The sequence below is a fragment of the Pseudomonas sp. MH10 genome, from assembly GCF_034353045.1.
In the GTDB taxonomy this organism is placed as follows: Bacteria; Pseudomonadota; Gammaproteobacteria; order Pseudomonadales; family Pseudomonadaceae; genus Aquipseudomonas.
In genome coordinates, this window is the sequence record NZ_CP133783.1 from 1987297 (window position 1) to 2005258 (window position 17962).

Sequence of the window (17962 nt, forward strand, 5' to 3'; positions counted from 1 at the left end):
CCGTTAAAAACAGGTTGGACAGAACACTGAAGCTTTTGGACGGAGCAACGCAGGTGATGGTTCATCAGAGCCCGACGATACGGACCTCTGTAAGAGCCAACGTGTTGGCGAAGGTCCTTCGGACCTATCGCAGCCTTCGGCGCCTACCGAATGTGTGCATCGCCAACATCTGTGGGACCGAATTTATTCGGGAAGGCTTCAGTCCTGACACCCTGCAACCTCAAACCACACAAAGTGCCACTCAGTTTGCTGCGCGACAGCGCGGCGTCGAAGACGTGGCGGACTCTCCTACAGAGATTGTTGGCGTCGCGCGGTACCCAGCGACTTCATTTCCCCGGCAACGGCACTGGCGTCAGCACCGGTCGCCCTGAAAAGTGCGCCAGCAAGTTATCGGCGACCATTTGCACGGTGCCTTGGGACGCTTCCGGCGACAGGCCAGCAACATGTGGGGTCAACACCACGTTGCTTAGGGCTTTCAGCGCATCGGGCACTCGCGGTTCGTCGTCGAACACGTCCAGCGCGGCGCCAGCGATGCGCCGGTGTTTCAGGGCTTCGATCAAGTCCGCAGTCGAAATAACGCTGGCGCGAGCGATATTGACGATAAACCCGTTAGGGCCCAGTGCTTCAAGCACCGCTTTGTCCACCAACTGATGAGTACCTGCACCGCCCGGCGTGGCGACGATGAAGAAGTCCGAGGCGCTGGCCAGCGCCTCCGGCGTGGCGCAATACGCGTAGGGCACGTCGTTGCGCGGGCGACGATTGTGGTAACTGACGGACATGTCGAATCCAGCCGCACGCTTGGCGATGGCCATGCCCACCGAGCCCATGCCAAGAATGCCGAGGCGTTTTCCAGCCAATGAAGGACGCATGATTTTGCACCACTCGCCGCGTCGAACCGAGGCGTCGGCCCGTGGAATATCCCGCACCAACGACAGCAACAAGGCCATGGCGTGATCGGCCACCGACGGCGAGTTGACCCCTGCCCCGTTGGTGACCACAACGCCCCGCGCCTGGGCGGCATCAAGGTCGACATGTTCGTAACCGGCGCCAATCACGCAGATGATCTGCAAATGCGGCAGCGCAGCCATTTCATCGGCGAAGAAACCCAACGGGCCTCGGGTCAACACCGCATTGATCTGCTCGCCATAGGTCGCAATAGCCTTGGCGCGCTCGGCCGGGCTCGGCGCAAGAATCAGCGTAAAACCACTGTTTTCAATGATCGGCAGGTAATCATTAACGTTTTCTACCAGCACCAAAACAGTCGGCATGCGTTCCTCTCAGATCACAGTCAAATAGGTTAAAGCCACGAAGCTAGACACACAGTAAAAGGCCCGCACGCGGCGGGCCTCTACTCAGGACTGAAGCTTGGCCCGAGGCGGTGAAGTCACCGGATTGAGCTTGCGCTCCGCCAGCCAGCCAAAGGCCAAGCCGACGGTGGTCCACAGTACGATTTGAATACCCAGCGAAGCCGTGCGAAATTTCCACAGCAACACCGCCGAGAAATCCTGTGGCACTTCATTAACCGTAGGAAACATCGCCGTCGCCAGAATCATGATCGCCGCATACAAAGCAACCGCCAGCAACGCGCCATTCCAGACGCCGCGGGTAGCAATGAGCTTACGCGCCGCGTTGATCGCGATGACCATCGCTGCCACAGAGAGCAGCATCATTAGGAAGAACAACTTGGTGCGTTTGCCGATGGTTGCAGGGTCGCCAATCGACGGTGGATTAGCGGGGTACTTCATACCCGGCACCAAAATGATCGCTACGAAGGCGGCCAATGCCAGCAATGCCGCTAGCCCACGAGGGCCCATGTTGCCAGCCCGACCCAAGGTGTAAGCGAACACCAGAGCGAAAATCCCGCCCAGCGAGACGCTGTAGACCATGATGCCGGTGAACAAACCGAAGGTGCTTTGTACCTCGCGGCTGATCAGCTCTTCTTCCGGAGCGTCGCCGTGCATCGCCGACATGTGGTGTTCTTCGAAGGCGATAGCCCTGTCGATCTGCGGCTCACCAAACACTTTGGCAAAGCCAAACGCAAGAAGACCGGCGAGCAAGCCCACCAGCATTCCTCTAATAAGTAATTGCCCAGTCATGTCATGTTCCTGAAGTTAGTGGCAAGGGAAGCCCAGCAAGTGGCGACCGTCATGCACAAACTCATGGACATACGTTCCGGAAAACATCGACGTGGCGCCTTGTTCTGCGCCAACGAAATACAGCGCAAGCATCAACAGCAAACCGACGAACACGGCCCACGGCAGAATTTCACCCAACGGGATCACCGGCAGCGAGGTATCGGTATGGGTTGTGGCGTTGAAAGTCATAAGAGTCTCCAGGGAACTCGCGTCCCAATACGGATAACGGGTGGACAAAACAAGGTCTGGCTTACGGCAATGACCGAATACAGTGGCGCGACCGCACCGGATTCCAACCGGCTTCCTGCTTTGCAACATGATGCAACTGCTCGGGCAGTGTACTCTTCTCGACTTGTAAAACCAGTGTGAACCGCCATGGCAACCCGTCTGACCTTGATCTGCCACGCCCGAACCGTTGCGCAAAAACTTGGGCGCTTTGCGCAAGACGAACCCATCGAGATGGACTGGCAATCGTCAGCGGGTTCGCTGTCTGGACACTTCAAGCTCTCTGCCCAGTTGCTTAGCGCACCAGAAACTCGCGCGCAGCAGACCGGCTTGCTGTTCGCAAGCGAGTTGGACATCGTGCCCGCCCTGCGCGATTGCGATTTCGGACGTTGGCAGGGTCAGCGTATTGACGACCTTCAAGCCCAAGAACCCGAAGCGCTTAACGCCTGGCTTACCGACAGCATGAGCGCGCCCCACGGTGGCGAATCCATTGCCGACGTTTGCGCCCGCGTCAGTGCATGGCTCGATACGCTGCGCACCCCCGGCCACATCATCGCGATTACCCACCCCTTCATCATCCGCGCGGCCATCGTCCATGCGCTGCAATGCCCGATGACAGCGTTCAATGCCATCGACATCGAACCGCTGTCGATGACCGAGCTGAGGTACAACGGACGCTGGCGACTGAGGATGGAGCGCGCAGCAAACACCAAGCCGCGGTAGAGCCAACGTGTTGGCGAAGGTCCTTCGGACCTTATCGCAGCCTTCGGCAGCTCCTACAGAAATCTGTGCAGCGTCAAACCTGTGCAGGCTGTGTGGGACCGAATTTATTCGGGAAGGCGCAAGCCCTGACGCGCTGCAGCCTCAAACAACACAAAGTGCCACACAGTTTGCTGCGCGACGGCGCGGCGTCGAAGGCGGTGGGTGCTTCTCCTACAAACCTAGCGCGCGCTGCATCAGAACGGTGTCCACCCAGCGCCCGTGCTTGAAACCCACCGATTCAAACACCCCCACGCGGCGAAAACCGAGGCGTTCGTGCAGTCGGATCGAGGCGTAATTCTCGCTGTTGCCAATGATCGCGATCATCTGCCGCGAGCCGGCTTGGGTGCAGCGCTCAATGATTGCGCCGAGCAGCGCCTGGCCAATGCCCTTCCCGCCCAGCCCCTCACGCACATACACCGAATCTTCAACCGTAAAACGGTAACCCGGGCGCGGTCGGTGCAGGGTCGCGTAGCCATAACCCACCACTTCACCCCCACGTTCGGCGACCAGATACGGCAGCCCTTTGGACAGGATGTCAGCGCGCCGGCCCAGCATGTCGGCGACGCTGGGCGCTTCCAGTTCGAAACTGGCGATACCGCCGAGCACGTGCGCCGCGTAAATGGATTGCACGCTGGGCAGGTCGTCGTCGGTGGCGTCGCGCAGGACCGGGGTTTCGCGGGTGTTCATAGTTCGTCTGCTTTAATGACCGTCGGATAGGCGGCAATGATGCCGGGGCCGGTGACTAAAAAAAAGTTATGATCGCTTATCCTCTGCATAAGAAAAACTTTGAGATGCAACGACTCAACCTCAATCATCTGCACACCTATTCATGTGTTATTGCCTGCGGAAGTTTTTCTGCAGCAGGCGAAAAACTCGGCCTGACTCAACCGGCTGTCAGCCTGCAAATCCGTCAGTTGGAGCAGCGCCTCAATGTGCGACTCATCGAACGCGTCGGCAAACGGATCAAAGCCACATCGCCGGGCAATCTGTTGCTGGAACACATTATCCACATCGACGCCGCCGTCGAACATGCATTGCTGGACCTCGCGACTCACGCGCAGGAGGTCGCGGGCATTATTGCCATTGGCACCGGTGCAACGGCCTGCATCCACCTTCTGCCGCCCATCCTTCAAACCTTGCGCCAACAATTTCCGGCGCTGGAGGTGCGTGTCAGCATTGGTAATACCGAAAGCGTCGTAAAGGCCGTGGAGGAAAATCGTCTGGATCTAGCCTTGGTCACGCTACCTGCGACCGGACGCAGTTTAGCGGTGACGCCGCTGATGGATGACGTGTTCGTTGCGATCTTCAGCGCCGAGGAAACACAGCTGCCAGAACAGGTCACCCCCGCGACGCTGATCCCTTACCCGCTGGTGGTCTTCGAAGCCGGCAGCAGCACGCGGGCGTTGATCAACCAGTGGTACGCGGAGTCGGGCATTCGAATCAAGCCGGTGATGGAGTTGGGCAGCATCGAGGCGATCAAGGAAATGGTTGCGGCGGGCTTGGGCTATAGCATCGTACCCAGCCTGTCAGTTGCCGCCGCCCACCATCGACGCGGGCTGCAAGTTCGCCGCCTGACGCCCGCATTGACCCGCACCTTGGGCATCGTCCTGCGTCAGGACAAACCACTCAGCAAGGCCCTGCACCAAGTGGTCGATGCGCTGATGTCATTGGCGTGAACTGGAAACCCATCGCGCCGTGTTTTGAATACAGCAGAGAAAAACCGGTGCTAAGCTTCGCCCTCGATCCGGACAAGGCTGTGAAAAGGCAGGCATATGATCAAAGTTCTCGCTGCACTGTTTCTCCTCGCGTCATCCGCCGCTCATGCCCAATCTCCCCTGCAAACCGACCTGCCCTTGAGTTACCTGGAACAGACTGACGGACAATCCCGAAACAAGCCGCTGGTAATCTTCCTGCATGGCTCCGGCGCCAATGAAGCCGACCTGTTCGACATCAAGGATCAACTGCCCGCCGAGTACACCTTTTTGTCGGCGCGAGCACCGTTTGAGGTCGGACCCAATAGCTATCAGTGGTTCAACAACAAACCCGGCGACGGCCCTTACGATGGCGAAACCGACGACCTGAAAAGCAGCGAAGCATTGATTTCGGACTTCGTGGTTAAAGCCACCGAGAAATACAACACCCAGCCGGACAAGGTGTTTCTGATCGGGTTCAGCCAAGGCGCGATCATGTCCTATGAAGTGGCCCTGCGGCACCCAGACATCCTGCGCGGGTTCGCTGCGTTGAGCGGCAAGATCCTGCCCGTACTGAAATCCGAGTTGCAGCCGTTACCGGGTTTCAAGGCGCTTGAAGTGTTCATCGGTCACGGCACCGCTGACCAGCGAGTACCGTATGTCGGCGCAACTGACGCTGATACCTGGCTGAAAGAATTGGCCATCGAGCCTGAATTTCATGCGTATCCCGGTATCGGCCATACCATCAGCGATAACGAAATCATGGACCTGGATAACTGGCTGAAGAAGATCATTAACTGATCTGGATCAACTAACCACCAGCCGTTTCAGCGTAGGCTCATACGGGTTAGTTACACATCGAATTTGGCTACGCTTCCCCGAAAACACCCTCACCCCCGCCCGCTAAATTAGCGGCGCACGCAACGTCTTAACGCTTGTCTGTGTTGATGTTCACTGTTTTTGCAGCACGCTTTGAAGCGGCTCAATCCGCTGTACATCGCGGCCAGGGCTATCGCCTTTCCCTCATTTCTGCAGAGTAGGATTCCATGGCACTTCATCAAACCGCTGAAACCCGCGACGACGCTATCGAAGACGTTTACTCCAGTGGCACGTCGCAACGACGCCTGCCCAAGTATCGGCTCCCTGATCATTCGACTGCGCCCTCGGCGGCTTACAACCTGGTCCGCGACGAGCTGTTGCTGGACGGTAACTCCCGGCAAAACCTGGCAACGTTCTGCACCACCTGGGTCGAACCCGAAGTACAGAAGTTGATGGCCGACGCCCTCGACAAGAACATGATCGACAAAGACGAATACCCGCAAACGGCCGAAATCGAGAACCGTTGCGTGCACATCATTGCCGACCTGTGGCATGCACCGAAATCCTGGCAAACCGTGGGCTGTTCGACCACCGGTTCCAGCGAAGCGGCCATGCTCGGCGGCTTGGCCTTGAAGTGGACCTGGAAAAAACTTCGCGAAGAAGCCGGTCTGCCCACCGACAAACCTAACTTCGTGTGCGGTCCGGTGCAGATTTGCTGGAAGAAATTTGCCCGTTATTTCGACGTGGAAATCCGCGAAGTACCGTTGCGTGGCAATGCGCTGGGCCTGGAGCCCGCCGACCTGCGCGCGTATTGCGACGAAAATACCATCGGTGTGGTTGCCACCTTGGGCGTGACCTTTACCGGTATCTACGAACCCGTTGCGGCGTTGGCGGCCGAATTGGACGCCATGCAGCGTGACCTTGGGCTCAATATCCCGATCCACGTGGACGCGGCCAGCGGCGGCTTTATCGCCCCCTTCATTCAGCAATCATTGAAGTGGGACTTCCAGATTGAGCGGGTCAAATCGATCAATGCTTCCGGCCACAAATATGGCCTCGCGCCATTGGGCGTGGGCTGGATCATCTGGAGCTCGAAAACCGATCTGCCGGAAGAGTTGATCTTCTACGTCGATTACCTGGGCGGCAACATGGCCACCTTCGCGCTGAACTTCAGTCGCCCGGGCGGTGAAATCATCGCGCAGTATTACAACTTTCTGCGCTTGGGCCGCGACGGTTATACCCGCATCCAGCAAGCCTGTTCGGACACTGCGCAGTGGCTGGCGGGTGAGATTACCCGGCTGGGTCCGCTGGAATTGGTTTACGACGGCAAAGATGGCCTGCCAGCGGTTTGTTACAAACTGAAGGACGGCATCGACCACGGCTTCAGCCTGTATGACTTGTCGGAACGGGTGCGGATGCGCGGCTGGCAAATTGCGTCGTACCCACTGCCCTCTGACCGCCAGGACATTGTCGTCCAGCGGGTATTGGTACGGCATGGTGTCAGCCGCGACCTGATTGGCTTGCTGCTGGATGACTTGCGCAAGGCCATCGCCTTCTTGCAAAAAAATCCGGTACTGGCGTCTGACGCCGGCCCGAGCTTCAACCATGGCGCTGTCGCTGCCACTCCAATCGACGCGGCTTAGTTCGACCTCGAACTCCACCGGGCAACGTATTTGCCCGGTGTTTATAGCGTTTCATCGCAAAGCGCGAGGTCACTGTGATTGCATTTCTGACATTTCTACAAAGCAACCCGTACATTTTATTGTTTGTGGTGGTTGGCCTGTCCGTGTGGGTGGGTCGTGGCAGCATCAAGGGCTACGGCCTCGGTGCGGTCGCGGCGGCCATCGTCATTGGGTGCGCGATAGCCTCCTGGGCTGCCGCCTATGGCATACACCTGGAGCTGAACAGCTTCACCAAAAGTCTGTTTTATTACCTGTTTATGTACGGCGTCGGCCTACGAGTCGGTCCGTCGTTCATCAACAGTTTGAAAGGTGATGGGCTGAAATTCACCTTTCTGGCAATTTTGTCGTCGTTCCTCGGGTTGGGGATTGTGGTGACGGGCACGAAACTGTTGTCGCTGCCGGTTGGTGCTGCGGGCGGGATTCTCGCCGGTTCGCAAACCATGTCCGCCGCCATCGGCTCGGCTGAACAGGCGATTACCTCTGGGGTAGTGCCACTGCCGCCGGGCACTACCGCCGCTGCCGCCACCGCGATGATTGCCTTGTCGTATGGCATCACCTACATCTGGGGCACGGTGGGGATCATTCTGATCTGCAAATACCTGCCGCGCTGGTGGGGCGTGGATGCGCGCAAGGCGGCCAAGGAATACGAGATCGAACACGGTGTTCCGAATGTCGATGACGCGGGCCTGAGCGGTTATCGCCCCTTCGATTTACGGGCCTATCGGTTGGTCAACCCGGCGTACGAAGGGAAAACCATCGGCCAGTTTCGCGAGCACTTCGCCCAGTACCAGATCGAGAACGTCGAGCGCGGCACCCAATTGCTCGGCGCCGACCCGAGCTTGGTGTTGCAACTGGGCGACGTCATCGCCTTGGGTGGCAGCCTTGATGTACTCACCGACCATATGGGCCTGATCGGGCCTGAAGTGCCAGATGCCCGTGCGTTGAACATTCCGTTGGACGAAGCCGAGATTCTGGTGACTCACCGCGACGCCATTGGTAAGGCGCTCAAGGAATTCAGCAGCTCTCCGATTGCCGGCCAGGTGCAATTGCTGGGCATTGAACGCGGCGGGGCGCCGTTGCCTATCGGTCTGGAAACACGCTTGCAGCGGATGGACGTGCTGCACTTGATCGGACTGCGCAGCGCCATCGACAAAGCGGCGGGGATTCTCGGCAAAGTCGCACGCCCAAGCACGGCGACTGATTTGCTGACGCTGTCGTTGGGCATGGTGCTGGGGCTGCTGATTGGCCTGGTGCAAGTGCCGGCGTTCGGTGCTTCAGTGGGTTTGGGTAACGCTGGCGGCCTGTTGGTCTCGGGCATTATCGTTTCGTCGCTGGTATCTCGGGTACGCTTCTTCGGCAACACCCCGAACGCTGCACGGAATATCTTGGAAGACATGGGCCTGATCTTTTTCGTCGCCATCGTCGGCGTCAATGCCGGTGCCAGTCTGGTGTCGCAACTGAGCGCGATCATTGCACTGAAGATATTCGGCTTGGGCTTCGTGGCCTGCACTATCCCACCGTTTATCGTCTGGGCTATCGGCTTCCACGTGTTCAAGATCAACCCGGCCATCCTCATGGGCGGCGTCGCCGGTGCCCGCAGTCACTCAGGCCCTGCGCGCGAAGCGGCAAAAGAAATCGACAGCACCGTGCCTTGGATCGGCTTTCCGGTGGCGTATGCCGTATCGGGGATTCTGCTGACCGTATTCGGCTACTTCGCCATGGTCCTGGCGCGGTAAACCGCAAGGCGTGAGCCAAGGCACACCGCGCCGTTACATTCGCAGGCAAGCCTGCTCCCACAGATTCTGTAGGAGGGTCCGCCACGTCTTCGACGCCGCGCTGTCGCACAACGAACTGTGTGGCACTTTTTGTGTGGTTTGAGGTTGCAGGGTGTCAGGACTGAAGCCTTCCCGAATAAATTCGGTCCCACAGATTCTGGCGCTGCGCAGATTTCTGTAGGAGCTGTCGAAGGCTGCGATAGGTCCGAAGGACCTTCGCCAACAAGACGGTATCTACAGATGGTCGCCTGCCTGTAGATCGCCCGTGAATTGAATATCAAATTACGGAAAGAGGCCCCGTGAAACCATGCGGCCGAACGCCGGAGTGAGGGAAGACCGAGCCTAAGCGAGGTCCTGCATGGTGGGGCAAGCGTTTTGGGTTACCTTTTTGCGGTTCGGCGCTCCGACGGTTGAAAAAGGTGACTCGCTGTAAAAGCGAAACCATAAGCTCAGCAACCACAAAGGCCGGATATACACACGTAACCCTGCGCCAACCTATTGTTTTATAAATAATTAAAAATTAGTTTTATAAGAGCTTGCCGACGAAGACGATTTGTCAGGCAACCCTTTTCAAAGAACTTCGCGGGGTGATGCACAGATCGTCCGTGGAACCGCCGAAGGCTGCGATTTCTCGGCTCGCACCGGAAAGCCGGCCAACGGAACAAACCCCAACGGCGATCAGTCAACTCAGGCGCAATGGCCCACATCATGAGGATCGCGTATGACGCTGACACAGGTAATTGCTGAGTACGGTTATTTGGCCGTCTTTATCGGTGCAGCCCTGGAAGGGGAAACAGTGCTGATCATCGCCGGCTTTGCGGCCCACGAAGGTTATTTATCGTTTCCGTTGCTGGCGCTTGTCGCCGTGTTCGGCGGGGCATTGAGCGACTGTGTGTTCTTCACGATCGGGCGCCGCTACGGCAGCCGTCTTATGGCACGGTTTCCCAAACTGCAACCCAGCGCCCGGCGGGTTAATCTACTGCTGGAGCGCTACCAAACCGGGTTGATCATCGGCGTGCGGTTCATGTATGGCCTACGCATAGCCGGCCCTATTGCCATCGGCATGAGCGATGTTCCAACGTCGCGCTTTGTCCTGTTCAACCTGATTGGCGCCGCCATTTGGGCGCCGCTGATTGCCGGTGTTGGCTACCTGTTCGGTCAATCACTGGAGTGGCTGTTCGCGGACATCAAGCACTACGAAGAAGACGCGCTACTGGCAATCATTGTCGTGGCGTTGATGCTGGCGGTGTTGCGCTTTATCCGTCGGCGTTTGAAAACATCCCTGCATTAAAACGATCCTTCACCTATCGGTCATGCGCGACTTGCTACAGTGCAAGCGCACCTGTCTGACGACTGATAAGGAAGATCCAACGATGCTAAATCGAATTCCAAAAACCCTCGGGCTTCTGACGCTGCTGGCCAGCGCCCTCCTTCTAAGCGAAACAACCTTGGCCGTGGAACCTCCCGGCAAAGCCATTGCGGCAAAGATTGGCGTGCCCTGGCCCGCTGTTATTGGCCACCGAGGTGCATCGTTCGATGCGCCTGAAGAGACCATTCCCTCGTATGAGTTAGCACGTGATCTGGGTGCTGATTATCTGGAGATGGACATTCAGCGCACTAAAGACGGGGTACTGATTGCCCTGCACGATGACACCCTCGGGCGCACCACCAACATCGCGCAGGTCTATCCCGAACGGATTAAAGACCCCATCAGCACCTTCACCCTGGAGGAGCTCAAGCGCCTCGATGCCGGCTCATGGTTCAACGCGGCGTTCCCGGCCAAGGCCCGTAGCAGCTACGTAGGCTTGAAAATTCTCACCCTCAATGAAGTCATCGACATCGCCGAAGAGGGGGAGAACAAGCCGGGGCTGTATATCGAAACCAAAGTACCCGCGCAGTTTCCAGGCGTAGAAGAAGATTTGCAGAAACTGTTGGCCAAACGCGGCTGGCTTGACCAACGCCCGGCCGCAGCCAAGGGCCATGTAAACGTTGCCAACACACCAGGCCGCGTGGTGTTGCAGACCTTCGAAAAACCTAGCCTGGAGCTGCTGCAAAAAAGCATGCCGCAGGTGCCCAAAGTGCTGTTGCTGTGGATCGGTGATGGCTACATGGAAGCCAGCTCGACGGTAGACTTCAAAGCGTCCGGCGCCAAAGATAAAGCGGCGTTCTATGCTGGGCGTGAGGTGAAGTCCGAAGCGGAGTTCGCCGCCTGGATGGATTGGGCTAAAGCCCACGGCGCCTCGGGGATTGGTCCTGCGTCGGTACTCAAACACGGTGGCGACCAAAGCTACATGGACATGGTCAAGCCGTGGATGACCAAAATGGCCCATGACCGAGGTCTGTTAATTCATCCCTACACCGTCGATGACGCTGAAGATTTCAAAGCGTTGAGCGCACGTGGCGCCGACGGTTTCTTTACCAACCGTGCAGCGCAATTGCTGAAGTTCTACGGGCGTCCCTCCAAGGACAGTATCGACACCCTGCTGCGCCATAACGGCTATTAAAAACCGCGCCTAGACCGGGTCACTCAGGACCGGATGCAACGCGCCATCCACCCTGCAGCTGACTCGGTTGCGCCCGGTACTTTTCGCCACGTACAACGCCTTGTCCGCCTCGTTTAACCAGAACGTCGCGTCTGCATGTGACGGGCTATAGGGCGCGAGTCCGATACTGAGGCTGACTTTCATCATCGGTTCCCACTCATAGTGGGTTGCATTAAAGGTATCGCGCAGGCGGTCCATGATCTCGGCGGCCGTCGCCAACGAGGTATCGGGAAGAATCACACAAAATTCGTCGCCACCGTAACGGCCCGCCAAGTCGAACTTGCGCAAGTTCTGATTGAGTACCTTGCTCAACTGCCGAAGGACGTTGTCACCAACCACATGCCCGTAGGTATCGTTGATGACTTTGAAGTGATCAATATCGATCAAGGCAATGGTGCCGCCCTGCTGGGCCAACGCGCAACGCTGAAATTCCACATCAAGATGCCCCTTCCAGGCCCCATGATTTAACAGTCCGGACAAGCTGTCAGTTTGACTGAGCGCCAAGAGCGCACGTTTGTGGTCTTTCAACAGGTGATTTTGTTTATAGGCAATCCAGCCAAGCATTAACGGGTAGATTGCCAGCAGCGGCACACAGGCAAACATCTGCACCGTGCTGGTCTCAGGCTGGAACGCCAAAGGAAACACTAACCCTGAGACCGTGATACCCAAGGCCTGGGCCAGCCAGCCAGTCAGCAGAAAACGTATGCCGCCCAGCGCAACGTTGTTCATGGCCATCATCGACATACTGGTCACGCTGGGCAATAGGTTGAACTGCATGGCTCCAACCCAAAAACCACAAAAAAACGAATCCAGCAGCACGTTACGTTGCTCGGTTTTTAGCGGAAATGTCGATCGGCGCGCCAATTGAAACGCGGCTACTGGCCAGATAAAGCCGTTGAGGATCATCAACGCCCACGCCCATGCGGGAGGGTGCAGCGGGAACATGGCAATAGCGATGCAAAGAAAGCCAAGCGCGGAGCCTATCGCTCGGGATTTGAACAGCCGCTTGGTGAGTGATAATCCCTTACTACCGAGATTCTGCATAGAAGCTGTCCAGGTTGGGATAACGATCTATGGTCAATTCAGCGCGAGTTGCTCGCGCCGGCCGCTCAAGCGTAATACGTCAAAGTGAAGCTAACCCTCTCAAGCATCCCCGTCAAAGGTCATGCTGCGATTTCTGCCAGCTTTTTTCGCGGAATACAAGGCTGCATCGGCCCGTTGTATCAATGTCACGATGGTGTTTTCGTCACCGGGTACGCAGGTGTAGCACCCGAGACTGACCGTGACGATGCCCAGCGGGTTATCGCCGTGGGGTATTTGTTTGGCAACCACGGCGAGGCGGATCTTTTCAGCCAAGGCAAACGCGCCCACTGCGTCATTTTCCGGCAAGAAAACCGCCATCTCCTCCCCGCCGTAACGAACAGCAAGGTCGCCCGCACGATTCAAACAAGCCCGAAGGGTGTCCGCAACAGCAACAATGCAGTGATCGCCGGCGTAATGCCCATAGTTGTCGTTGAAACTTTTAAAGAAGTCGATGTCCAGCATGATCAGGCTTAAAGGCGCTTTTTTCCGCTCGCTGCGTCGGAACTCAACGTTCAGAACCTGATCAAAATGCCGGCGATTGGACAACCCGGTCAAGCTGTCCTGCAGCGCGAGTTTTTCCAGCGAACTCTGGGCGATGCGCATCTTCGCTTCCGCTTGCAGGCCGAACCGAATCTGTTGAACCAACAGGACGCCGAACAAGATATTGGCCATCACGGCACTAATAATAATGATGATTGATTTAAACGAGTTTTGACGCCATTCATCAAGCAATGACTCTTCGGAAATCGCCGCCGCCACCACCAAGGGGTATTTTTCCAATTGCCGGTAACCGTACAGCCGGGTGACTTTGTCAATAATCGAGGTCACCATGGCGGTACCCGATGTGGACTTGGATAAGTAGTCGCTGAATACTTGGCCTTTGGCGAGCGACTTCCCGATCACATCATCCGTAAAGGGTCGCCTGGCCAATATAGTGCCATCCGTCATGGACAGAAAGATCGCGCCTTTATTGTCCATATTGAAACTGTCGAAAAACTGATCGAAATACTTCATGTTCAATGTGGCCAATACCACACCGTCGAAGTTTCCACTTTTATCGTTCACTCGTCTTGAAATAGGGATGACCCAATCGTTGGTTGTTCGACTCCGCACCGCCCTGCCTATGTGCGGCCCAAGGTTGGTGTTTTGCTGGTGATACTGGAAGTATTCCCGATCGGAATTGTTAGCACTTGCTGGCTTGATGCCGAACGAACTGATAATCCACCGACCTGTGCGGTCGAAGTAAAAAACGCCCTGCAGTTGATGGGCTTCCACAACATGCTTTGCCAACAGACGCTCGATCCGCCTGATTTGAGCTGGCCCCAGGCCATCATTCTCAATCCGCTCCACCAAATCGATCAACACCACATCGGCTTCGTCGAAGGTATCTTCCGCTTGCTGGGCCAGGGATTTGGAAAGGTTGGAGGTGGCTATTTCGGCCTGATACAGCTCATGGTTTTTTGCATGTTCAAGCTGCCACACGTTAAACGTGACAATCGATACACAGACCAAAAAAATCGCAATGACCGCCAACCAAAGCACTGGCGCCCTTTTGATCGGTTTTACTCGATCTACGCTGTTATCGTCATCGTGGGAACTCAACAACTTCACCCTTTTTTTTAGCCGCGCCCAGCGTACACCAACCCTCCTTGGATAACACTTGCAGCCGTATGATTCAGTTAGATAAATGGCCATTATTACTTCGAAAACAACGACAGGCGGCTTGTAAAGCATCACTCGCATAGCCTAGGAAATTTATCTTCCGTCCAATTGACGCCCTGATCAGACGGAAGGCACATTGATGTGGATATCAACGTGACCCCGCGCTCTGGTGTAAGCTCGCGAATTGTCCGGTTATTGCTTCGAGAGGCTTATGCGCTCCACTTTCAGACGCTCCCTTCTTCCTGTACTTCGTGGTTTTTCGTCGTCCGCCGATGCTGTGACGCTACTGCCAAGCGCCGCCGATTATCGCCGCTGCCTCCTGGAAAAAATCGCCTCGGCCACTCAGCGAATCTATGTGATCGCTTTGTACCTGCAGCAAGATGAAGCCGGTCAGGAGATTCTCGAGGCCTTGTACGCAGCCAAAACAGCACGGCCGGAACTGGATGTGGTGGTGTTGGTGGACTGGTTTCGGGCACAGCGGGGCCTGATCGGGGCCGGTAAGCAGCCGGGCAACTCGGCGTGGTACCAGGCGCAAAACCTTGAACACGATGTAGAAGTGCCGATCTACGGCGTGCCGGTACAAACCCGCGAACTGTTTGGTGTGTTGCACCTCAAGGGCACGGTGATCGACGATTGCGTGATCTACAGCGGCGCCAGCATCAATAACGTTTACCTGCACAAATTCGACAAGTACCGTCTCGACCGTTATCACCTGCTGCAAAACACAGCATTGGCTGACTCGATGCAGCACATGGTGCAGCAGGACGTGCTTACGTCAAAAGCCGTACACCGCCTCGACCTGCCATCACCGCCCACCTCACGCAGCTTGCGCGGCGAAATCCGCGGGTTGCGCAATCACCTCAAGCGCGCGTCATACGACACCACCGCTGGCACCGAAGACATCGGCGGGCTACGGATTATCCCGCTATTGGGTGTGGGCAACAAAAACCCCCTCAGCCGCACAATCTGTGAATTGATCGCCGCCAGCCAAACGCAATTGACCCTGTGCACACCGTATTTCAATTTGCCAGTGGTGGTCACCCGTGAAATCAACCGCGCCCTTAAGCGCGGGGTGAAGATCGACATCATCATTGGCGACAAGACCGCCAACGACTTCTTCATCCCCGCCGACGAGCCGTTCAAGGTCATCGCTGCGCTGCCGTACCTCTACGAAATCAGCCTGCGCAAATTCGCCCGCAAGCATCAGCAACCCATCGCCAAGCATCAGTTGAACCTGCACTTGTGGAAGGACGGCGATAACACCTTCCACCTCAAAGGCTTGTGGGCGGACGAGCGCTACACCTTGCTGACCGGCAACAACCTCAACCCACGCGCCTTTCAGCTGGACTTGGAAAACGCCCTGCTGATCGACGATCCCCGGGCCGAATGGACAGCACCGCGCACCGCTGAACTGACCCAACTGATGCGCAATACGTTGCGTGTGGGCAAGTACGATGAGCTGGACACCCTCAGCGAATACCCGCTTGCCGTACGCACCTTCCTGCGCCGGGTCAGCCGGGTACGAATTGAGCGCTTGCTGTATCGGATTCTTTGATCGTCATTGCTGGAATTGAAGTTAATCGCGATGTGTAGGAAATTCCGCACGGTTGCGCAGCATGTTGGGGGGAGTGAGGTTGCCGTGAGTCATCTTTACAAACAACGTAGTGGCGCTGTATTCCGGGTGTATATCCGGCCTTTGTGATTGCTGAGCGTATGGTTATCTATAGGCGGGCGGCCATGTGTAAGAGCCGAATGCTGCGAAGCCGCCGAGACTGAGGGAGTAGGCTTGCCTGCGAAGAGGCCCTTCGTCACGCCGCTGATATCGACCTGAAACCTGGGTTGTCTGGATTGAAGCTTTCGTTGGCAAGCCAACTCCCACGGAGACTTGGGCCGACACGGAATAGTAAGCACTGAACATCTGATCGCAGCCTTCGGCTCCTACAGAATTTCTTCATCTGTCTTTATGTGAATTGAATATCGAATTGCAGAAAGAGGCCCCGTAAAACCGCCCTACTCTTCCTCAACACCCAACTGCACCCACATCTTATGACTAATCCGTTGGCGGTTTTTGTAGCCTGCCCACGGATCATTTTTAAGACCGTCGAGACGCTGCTCAATAGTGCCCACCGTCCATTGCTGTGCGGATTTCAGCTCGCTCAGTTCGTCGCGGCTAATAGGCACCGACACCGGCAAGCCCGGTCTGGCGCGTGCGGAGTACGCGCTCACCGTACTGCCGCCACGGGTGTTGCGCAGGTAGTCGATGAAAATTTTACCCACCCGGTTCTTCGGGCCCATGGTCGCGGTGAAGCGCTCGGGTAATTGCCTGGAAATGAACTGAGCAATGGCCTTGGCGAAGGCTTTGACCGTGTCCCAGTCCGCGTGCCGGGCGAGCGGCACAATGATGTGCATGCCCTTGCCGCCGCTGGTTTTCAGGAATGCTTGCAACCCTAATTCGTCGAGTACGCTCAAGGTCATTTGCGTCGCTTCAAGCATGCTTCGCCAGGGCAAAGCAGGGTCAGGGTCCAAGTCCAGAACAATCCGGTCCGGGGTTTCAATCTTGTCGCTGGTGGCGCCCCAGGTATGGAACTCAAGGGTGCCCATCTGCGCGGCGCCGACCAGCGCCCGTACTCTGTCGATTTCCATCAACGGCGCATGGCCGGGATCAAGTCCGGGGACCAGTTGTTTGATATTCGGGATCGCCAGTTGATCGGCATGTTTCTGGAAAAACTGTTCACCGCTAATCCCTTCCGGGCAGCGCAGCAAGGCCACGGGACGCTGCTTCAAGTGCGGCAAAATCCAGTCGGCGATGGCTTCATAAAACTGCGCCACCTGGATTTTCTGCGTGCCGCTTTCGTTGTCGACAATACGGTCGGGATGGCTGATACCGACCCCAGCCACAATGACCTTCCCGTTGATTTTAGCGGCGATTGCTGACGATGGCGCCGTGGGTTTTGGCTTCGCGCTCAGGCTTTTCGACGGGCGTGGCGGCTGACGCTTGGCCCCAACACTTTTGCCGCTGATCACGCTGTTCGGCAGCGCCTCGACGATGTCGTATTCGTCGCCAGGCCGGGCGATGTCGTCTTTTTCCTTGATCAACAACCACTGCTCCTTGTCGCCGCTGCCGTTAAGACGTGTACGAACCAGCGCCCACTCACCGGTCAACTTCTCACCGACCAAGGTGAACTTGAGCTTGCCGTCCTTGTAGGTCGCGCGCGGATCGCCGTGGGGCTGCCAGATGCCTTGATCCCAAACGATCACGTCACCTGCGCCATATTGGCCTTCGGGGATGCTGCCTTCAAAGCGCGCGTACCCCAGCGGGTGATCTTCAACCTGGACCGCCAAGCGCTTGTTTTTCGGATCCAGACTGGGGCCCTTCGGCACCGCCCAGCTTTTTAGCGTGCCCTCCAGTTCAAGGCGAAAGTCATAGTGCAAATTACGCGCGTCGTGCTTGTGGATAACAAACTTCAAGGCCTTGCTGCGACTGCGGGTCGGAGAGTCATCGGACGGCTCGGACGTCACCTCAAAGTTGCGTTTGCGGGCGTACTCACTCAAGGGCTTGGGCATCATTCATCACCTTGCGCTGGA

General features: G+C 56.9%; 15 protein-coding genes and 1 riboswitch. Of the genes, 8 read left to right on the top strand and 7 right to left on the bottom strand.

Annotation, left to right across the window (positions count from 1 at the left end; genetic code table 11):
* Positions 1 to 326 precede the first annotated feature (326 nt).
* The 3 genes from RHM59_RS08975 to RHM59_RS08985 form a co-directional block, all read right to left on the bottom strand.
* A complete protein-coding gene (locus RHM59_RS08975; RefSeq protein WP_322286432.1) occupies positions 327 to 1268 on the bottom strand; it encodes a 2-hydroxyacid dehydrogenase in 942 nt (313 codons plus the stop codon).
* An 84-nt stretch (positions 1269 to 1352) separates the two neighbouring features.
* Positions 1353 to 2069 (bottom strand): CbtA family protein, encoded by a 717-nt coding sequence (locus RHM59_RS08980; RefSeq protein WP_322286689.1) that lies wholly within the window; start codon positions 2067 to 2069, stop codon positions 1353 to 1355.
* 42 nt (positions 2070 to 2111) lie between these two features.
* Positions 2112 to 2324, bottom strand: coding sequence for a CbtB domain-containing protein (locus RHM59_RS08985; RefSeq protein WP_322165266.1), 213 nt, complete (start codon positions 2322 to 2324; stop codon positions 2112 to 2114).
* Between the two features lie 30 nt (positions 2325 to 2354).
* Positions 2355 to 2496: riboswitch (cobalamin riboswitch) on the bottom strand.
* Between the two features lie 14 nt (positions 2497 to 2510).
* On the opposite strand from RHM59_RS08985, the gene RHM59_RS08990 reads away from it, so the two are divergent.
* Positions 2511 to 3083: a histidine phosphatase family protein gene (locus tag RHM59_RS08990; protein ID WP_322286433.1), complete on the top strand. Its 573-nt coding sequence runs from the start codon at positions 2511 to 2513 to the stop codon at positions 3081 to 3083.
* A gap of 210 nt (positions 3084 to 3293) precedes the next feature.
* On the opposite strand, the gene RHM59_RS08995 is transcribed toward RHM59_RS08990, so the two are convergent.
* A complete protein-coding gene (locus tag RHM59_RS08995) occupies positions 3294 to 3809 on the bottom strand; it encodes an N-acetyltransferase family protein (RefSeq protein WP_322286434.1) in 516 nt (171 codons plus the stop codon).
* Positions 3810 to 3913: 104 nt separating this feature from the next.
* Between RHM59_RS08995 and RHM59_RS09000 the strand changes: the two genes are divergently transcribed.
* From RHM59_RS09000 to RHM59_RS09025, 6 genes are all read left to right on the top strand, one after another.
* On the top strand, positions 3914 to 4798 hold the full coding sequence (locus RHM59_RS09000; protein WP_322286435.1) for a LysR family transcriptional regulator: 885 nt from the start codon (positions 3914 to 3916) through the stop codon (positions 4796 to 4798).
* A 96-nt stretch (positions 4799 to 4894) separates the two neighbouring features.
* Positions 4895 to 5614: an alpha/beta hydrolase gene (locus tag RHM59_RS09005; protein ID WP_322286436.1), complete on the top strand. Its 720-nt coding sequence runs from the start codon at positions 4895 to 4897 to the stop codon at positions 5612 to 5614.
* A 245-nt stretch (positions 5615 to 5859) separates the two neighbouring features.
* Positions 5860 to 7275, top strand: coding sequence for a glutamate decarboxylase (locus tag RHM59_RS09010; protein ID WP_322286437.1), 1416 nt, complete (start codon positions 5860 to 5862; stop codon positions 7273 to 7275).
* 74 nt (positions 7276 to 7349) lie between these two features.
* Complete coding sequence (locus RHM59_RS09015; RefSeq protein ID WP_322165272.1) at positions 7350 to 9050, top strand: transporter; 1701 nt, start codon at positions 7350 to 7352, stop codon at positions 9048 to 9050.
* Between the two features lie 760 nt (positions 9051 to 9810).
* A complete protein-coding gene (locus tag RHM59_RS09020; RefSeq protein WP_322165273.1) occupies positions 9811 to 10380 on the top strand; it encodes a DedA family protein in 570 nt (189 codons plus the stop codon).
* Between the two features lie 82 nt (positions 10381 to 10462).
* The gene (locus RHM59_RS09025) at positions 10463 to 11593 is read left to right on the top strand and encodes a glycerophosphodiester phosphodiesterase (protein ID WP_322183724.1); all 1131 of its coding nucleotides are present in this window, start codon (positions 10463 to 10465) and stop codon (positions 11591 to 11593) included.
* Between the two features lie 9 nt (positions 11594 to 11602).
* On the opposite strand, the gene RHM59_RS09030 is transcribed toward RHM59_RS09025, so the two are convergent.
* Positions 11603 to 12676, bottom strand: coding sequence for a diguanylate cyclase (locus RHM59_RS09030; protein ID WP_322286438.1), 1074 nt, complete (start codon positions 12674 to 12676; stop codon positions 11603 to 11605).
* 99 nt (positions 12677 to 12775) lie between these two features.
* The gene (locus tag RHM59_RS09035) at positions 12776 to 14317 is read right to left on the bottom strand and encodes a sensor domain-containing diguanylate cyclase (RefSeq protein WP_322165276.1); all 1542 of its coding nucleotides are present in this window, start codon (positions 14315 to 14317) and stop codon (positions 12776 to 12778) included.
* Positions 14318 to 14588: 271 nt separating this feature from the next.
* Between RHM59_RS09035 and pssA the strand changes: the two genes are divergently transcribed.
* Entirely contained in the window at positions 14589 to 15932 is a 1344-nt protein-coding gene (pssA, locus tag RHM59_RS09040; protein WP_322165277.1) for a CDP-diacylglycerol--serine O-phosphatidyltransferase, read from the top strand.
* Positions 15933 to 16387: 455 nt separating this feature from the next.
* Here pssA and ligD read toward each other — a convergent pair whose 3' ends face one another.
* Positions 16388 to 17941, bottom strand: a complete 1554-nt coding sequence (gene ligD, locus RHM59_RS09045) for a DNA ligase D (protein ID WP_322183718.1) — start codon at positions 17939 to 17941, stop codon at positions 16388 to 16390.
* Between the last annotated feature and the right edge of the window lie 21 nt (positions 17942 to 17962).

Bases quoted from the DNA above. Each gene is read 5' to 3' on its own strand.
- RHM59_RS08975 (WP_322286432.1), bottom strand. From the start codon at position 1,268: ATGCCGACTGTTTTGGTGCTGGTAGAAAACGTTAATGATTACCTGCCG.
- RHM59_RS08980 (WP_322286689.1), bottom strand. From the start codon at position 2,069: ATGCTGGTGGGCTTGCTCGCCGGTCTTCTTGCGTTTGGCTTTGCCAAA.
- RHM59_RS08985 (WP_322165266.1), bottom strand. From the start codon at position 2,324: ATGACTTTCAACGCCACAACCCATACCGATACCTCGCTGCCGGTGATC.
- RHM59_RS08990 (WP_322286433.1), top strand. From the start codon at position 2,511: ATGGCAACCCGTCTGACCTTGATCTGCCACGCCCGAACCGTTGCGCAA.
- RHM59_RS08995 (WP_322286434.1), bottom strand. From the start codon at position 3,809: ATGAACACCCGCGAAACCCCGGTCCTGCGCGACGCCACCGACGACGAC.
- RHM59_RS09000 (WP_322286435.1), top strand. From the start codon at position 3,914: ATGCAACGACTCAACCTCAATCATCTGCACACCTATTCATGTGTTATT.
- RHM59_RS09005 (WP_322286436.1), top strand. From the start codon at position 4,895: ATGATCAAAGTTCTCGCTGCACTGTTTCTCCTCGCGTCATCCGCCGCT.
- RHM59_RS09010 (WP_322286437.1), top strand. From the start codon at position 5,860: ATGGCACTTCATCAAACCGCTGAAACCCGCGACGACGCTATCGAAGAC.
- RHM59_RS09020 (WP_322165273.1), top strand. From the start codon at position 9,811: ATGACGCTGACACAGGTAATTGCTGAGTACGGTTATTTGGCCGTCTTT.
- RHM59_RS09025 (WP_322183724.1), top strand. From the start codon at position 10,463: ATGCTAAATCGAATTCCAAAAACCCTCGGGCTTCTGACGCTGCTGGCC.
- RHM59_RS09030 (WP_322286438.1), bottom strand. From the start codon at position 12,676: ATGCAGAATCTCGGTAGTAAGGGATTATCACTCACCAAGCGGCTGTTC.
- pssA (WP_322165277.1), top strand. From the start codon at position 14,589: ATGCGCTCCACTTTCAGACGCTCCCTTCTTCCTGTACTTCGTGGTTTT.
- ligD (WP_322183718.1), bottom strand. From the start codon at position 17,941: ATGCCCAAGCCCTTGAGTGAGTACGCCCGCAAACGCAACTTTGAGGTG.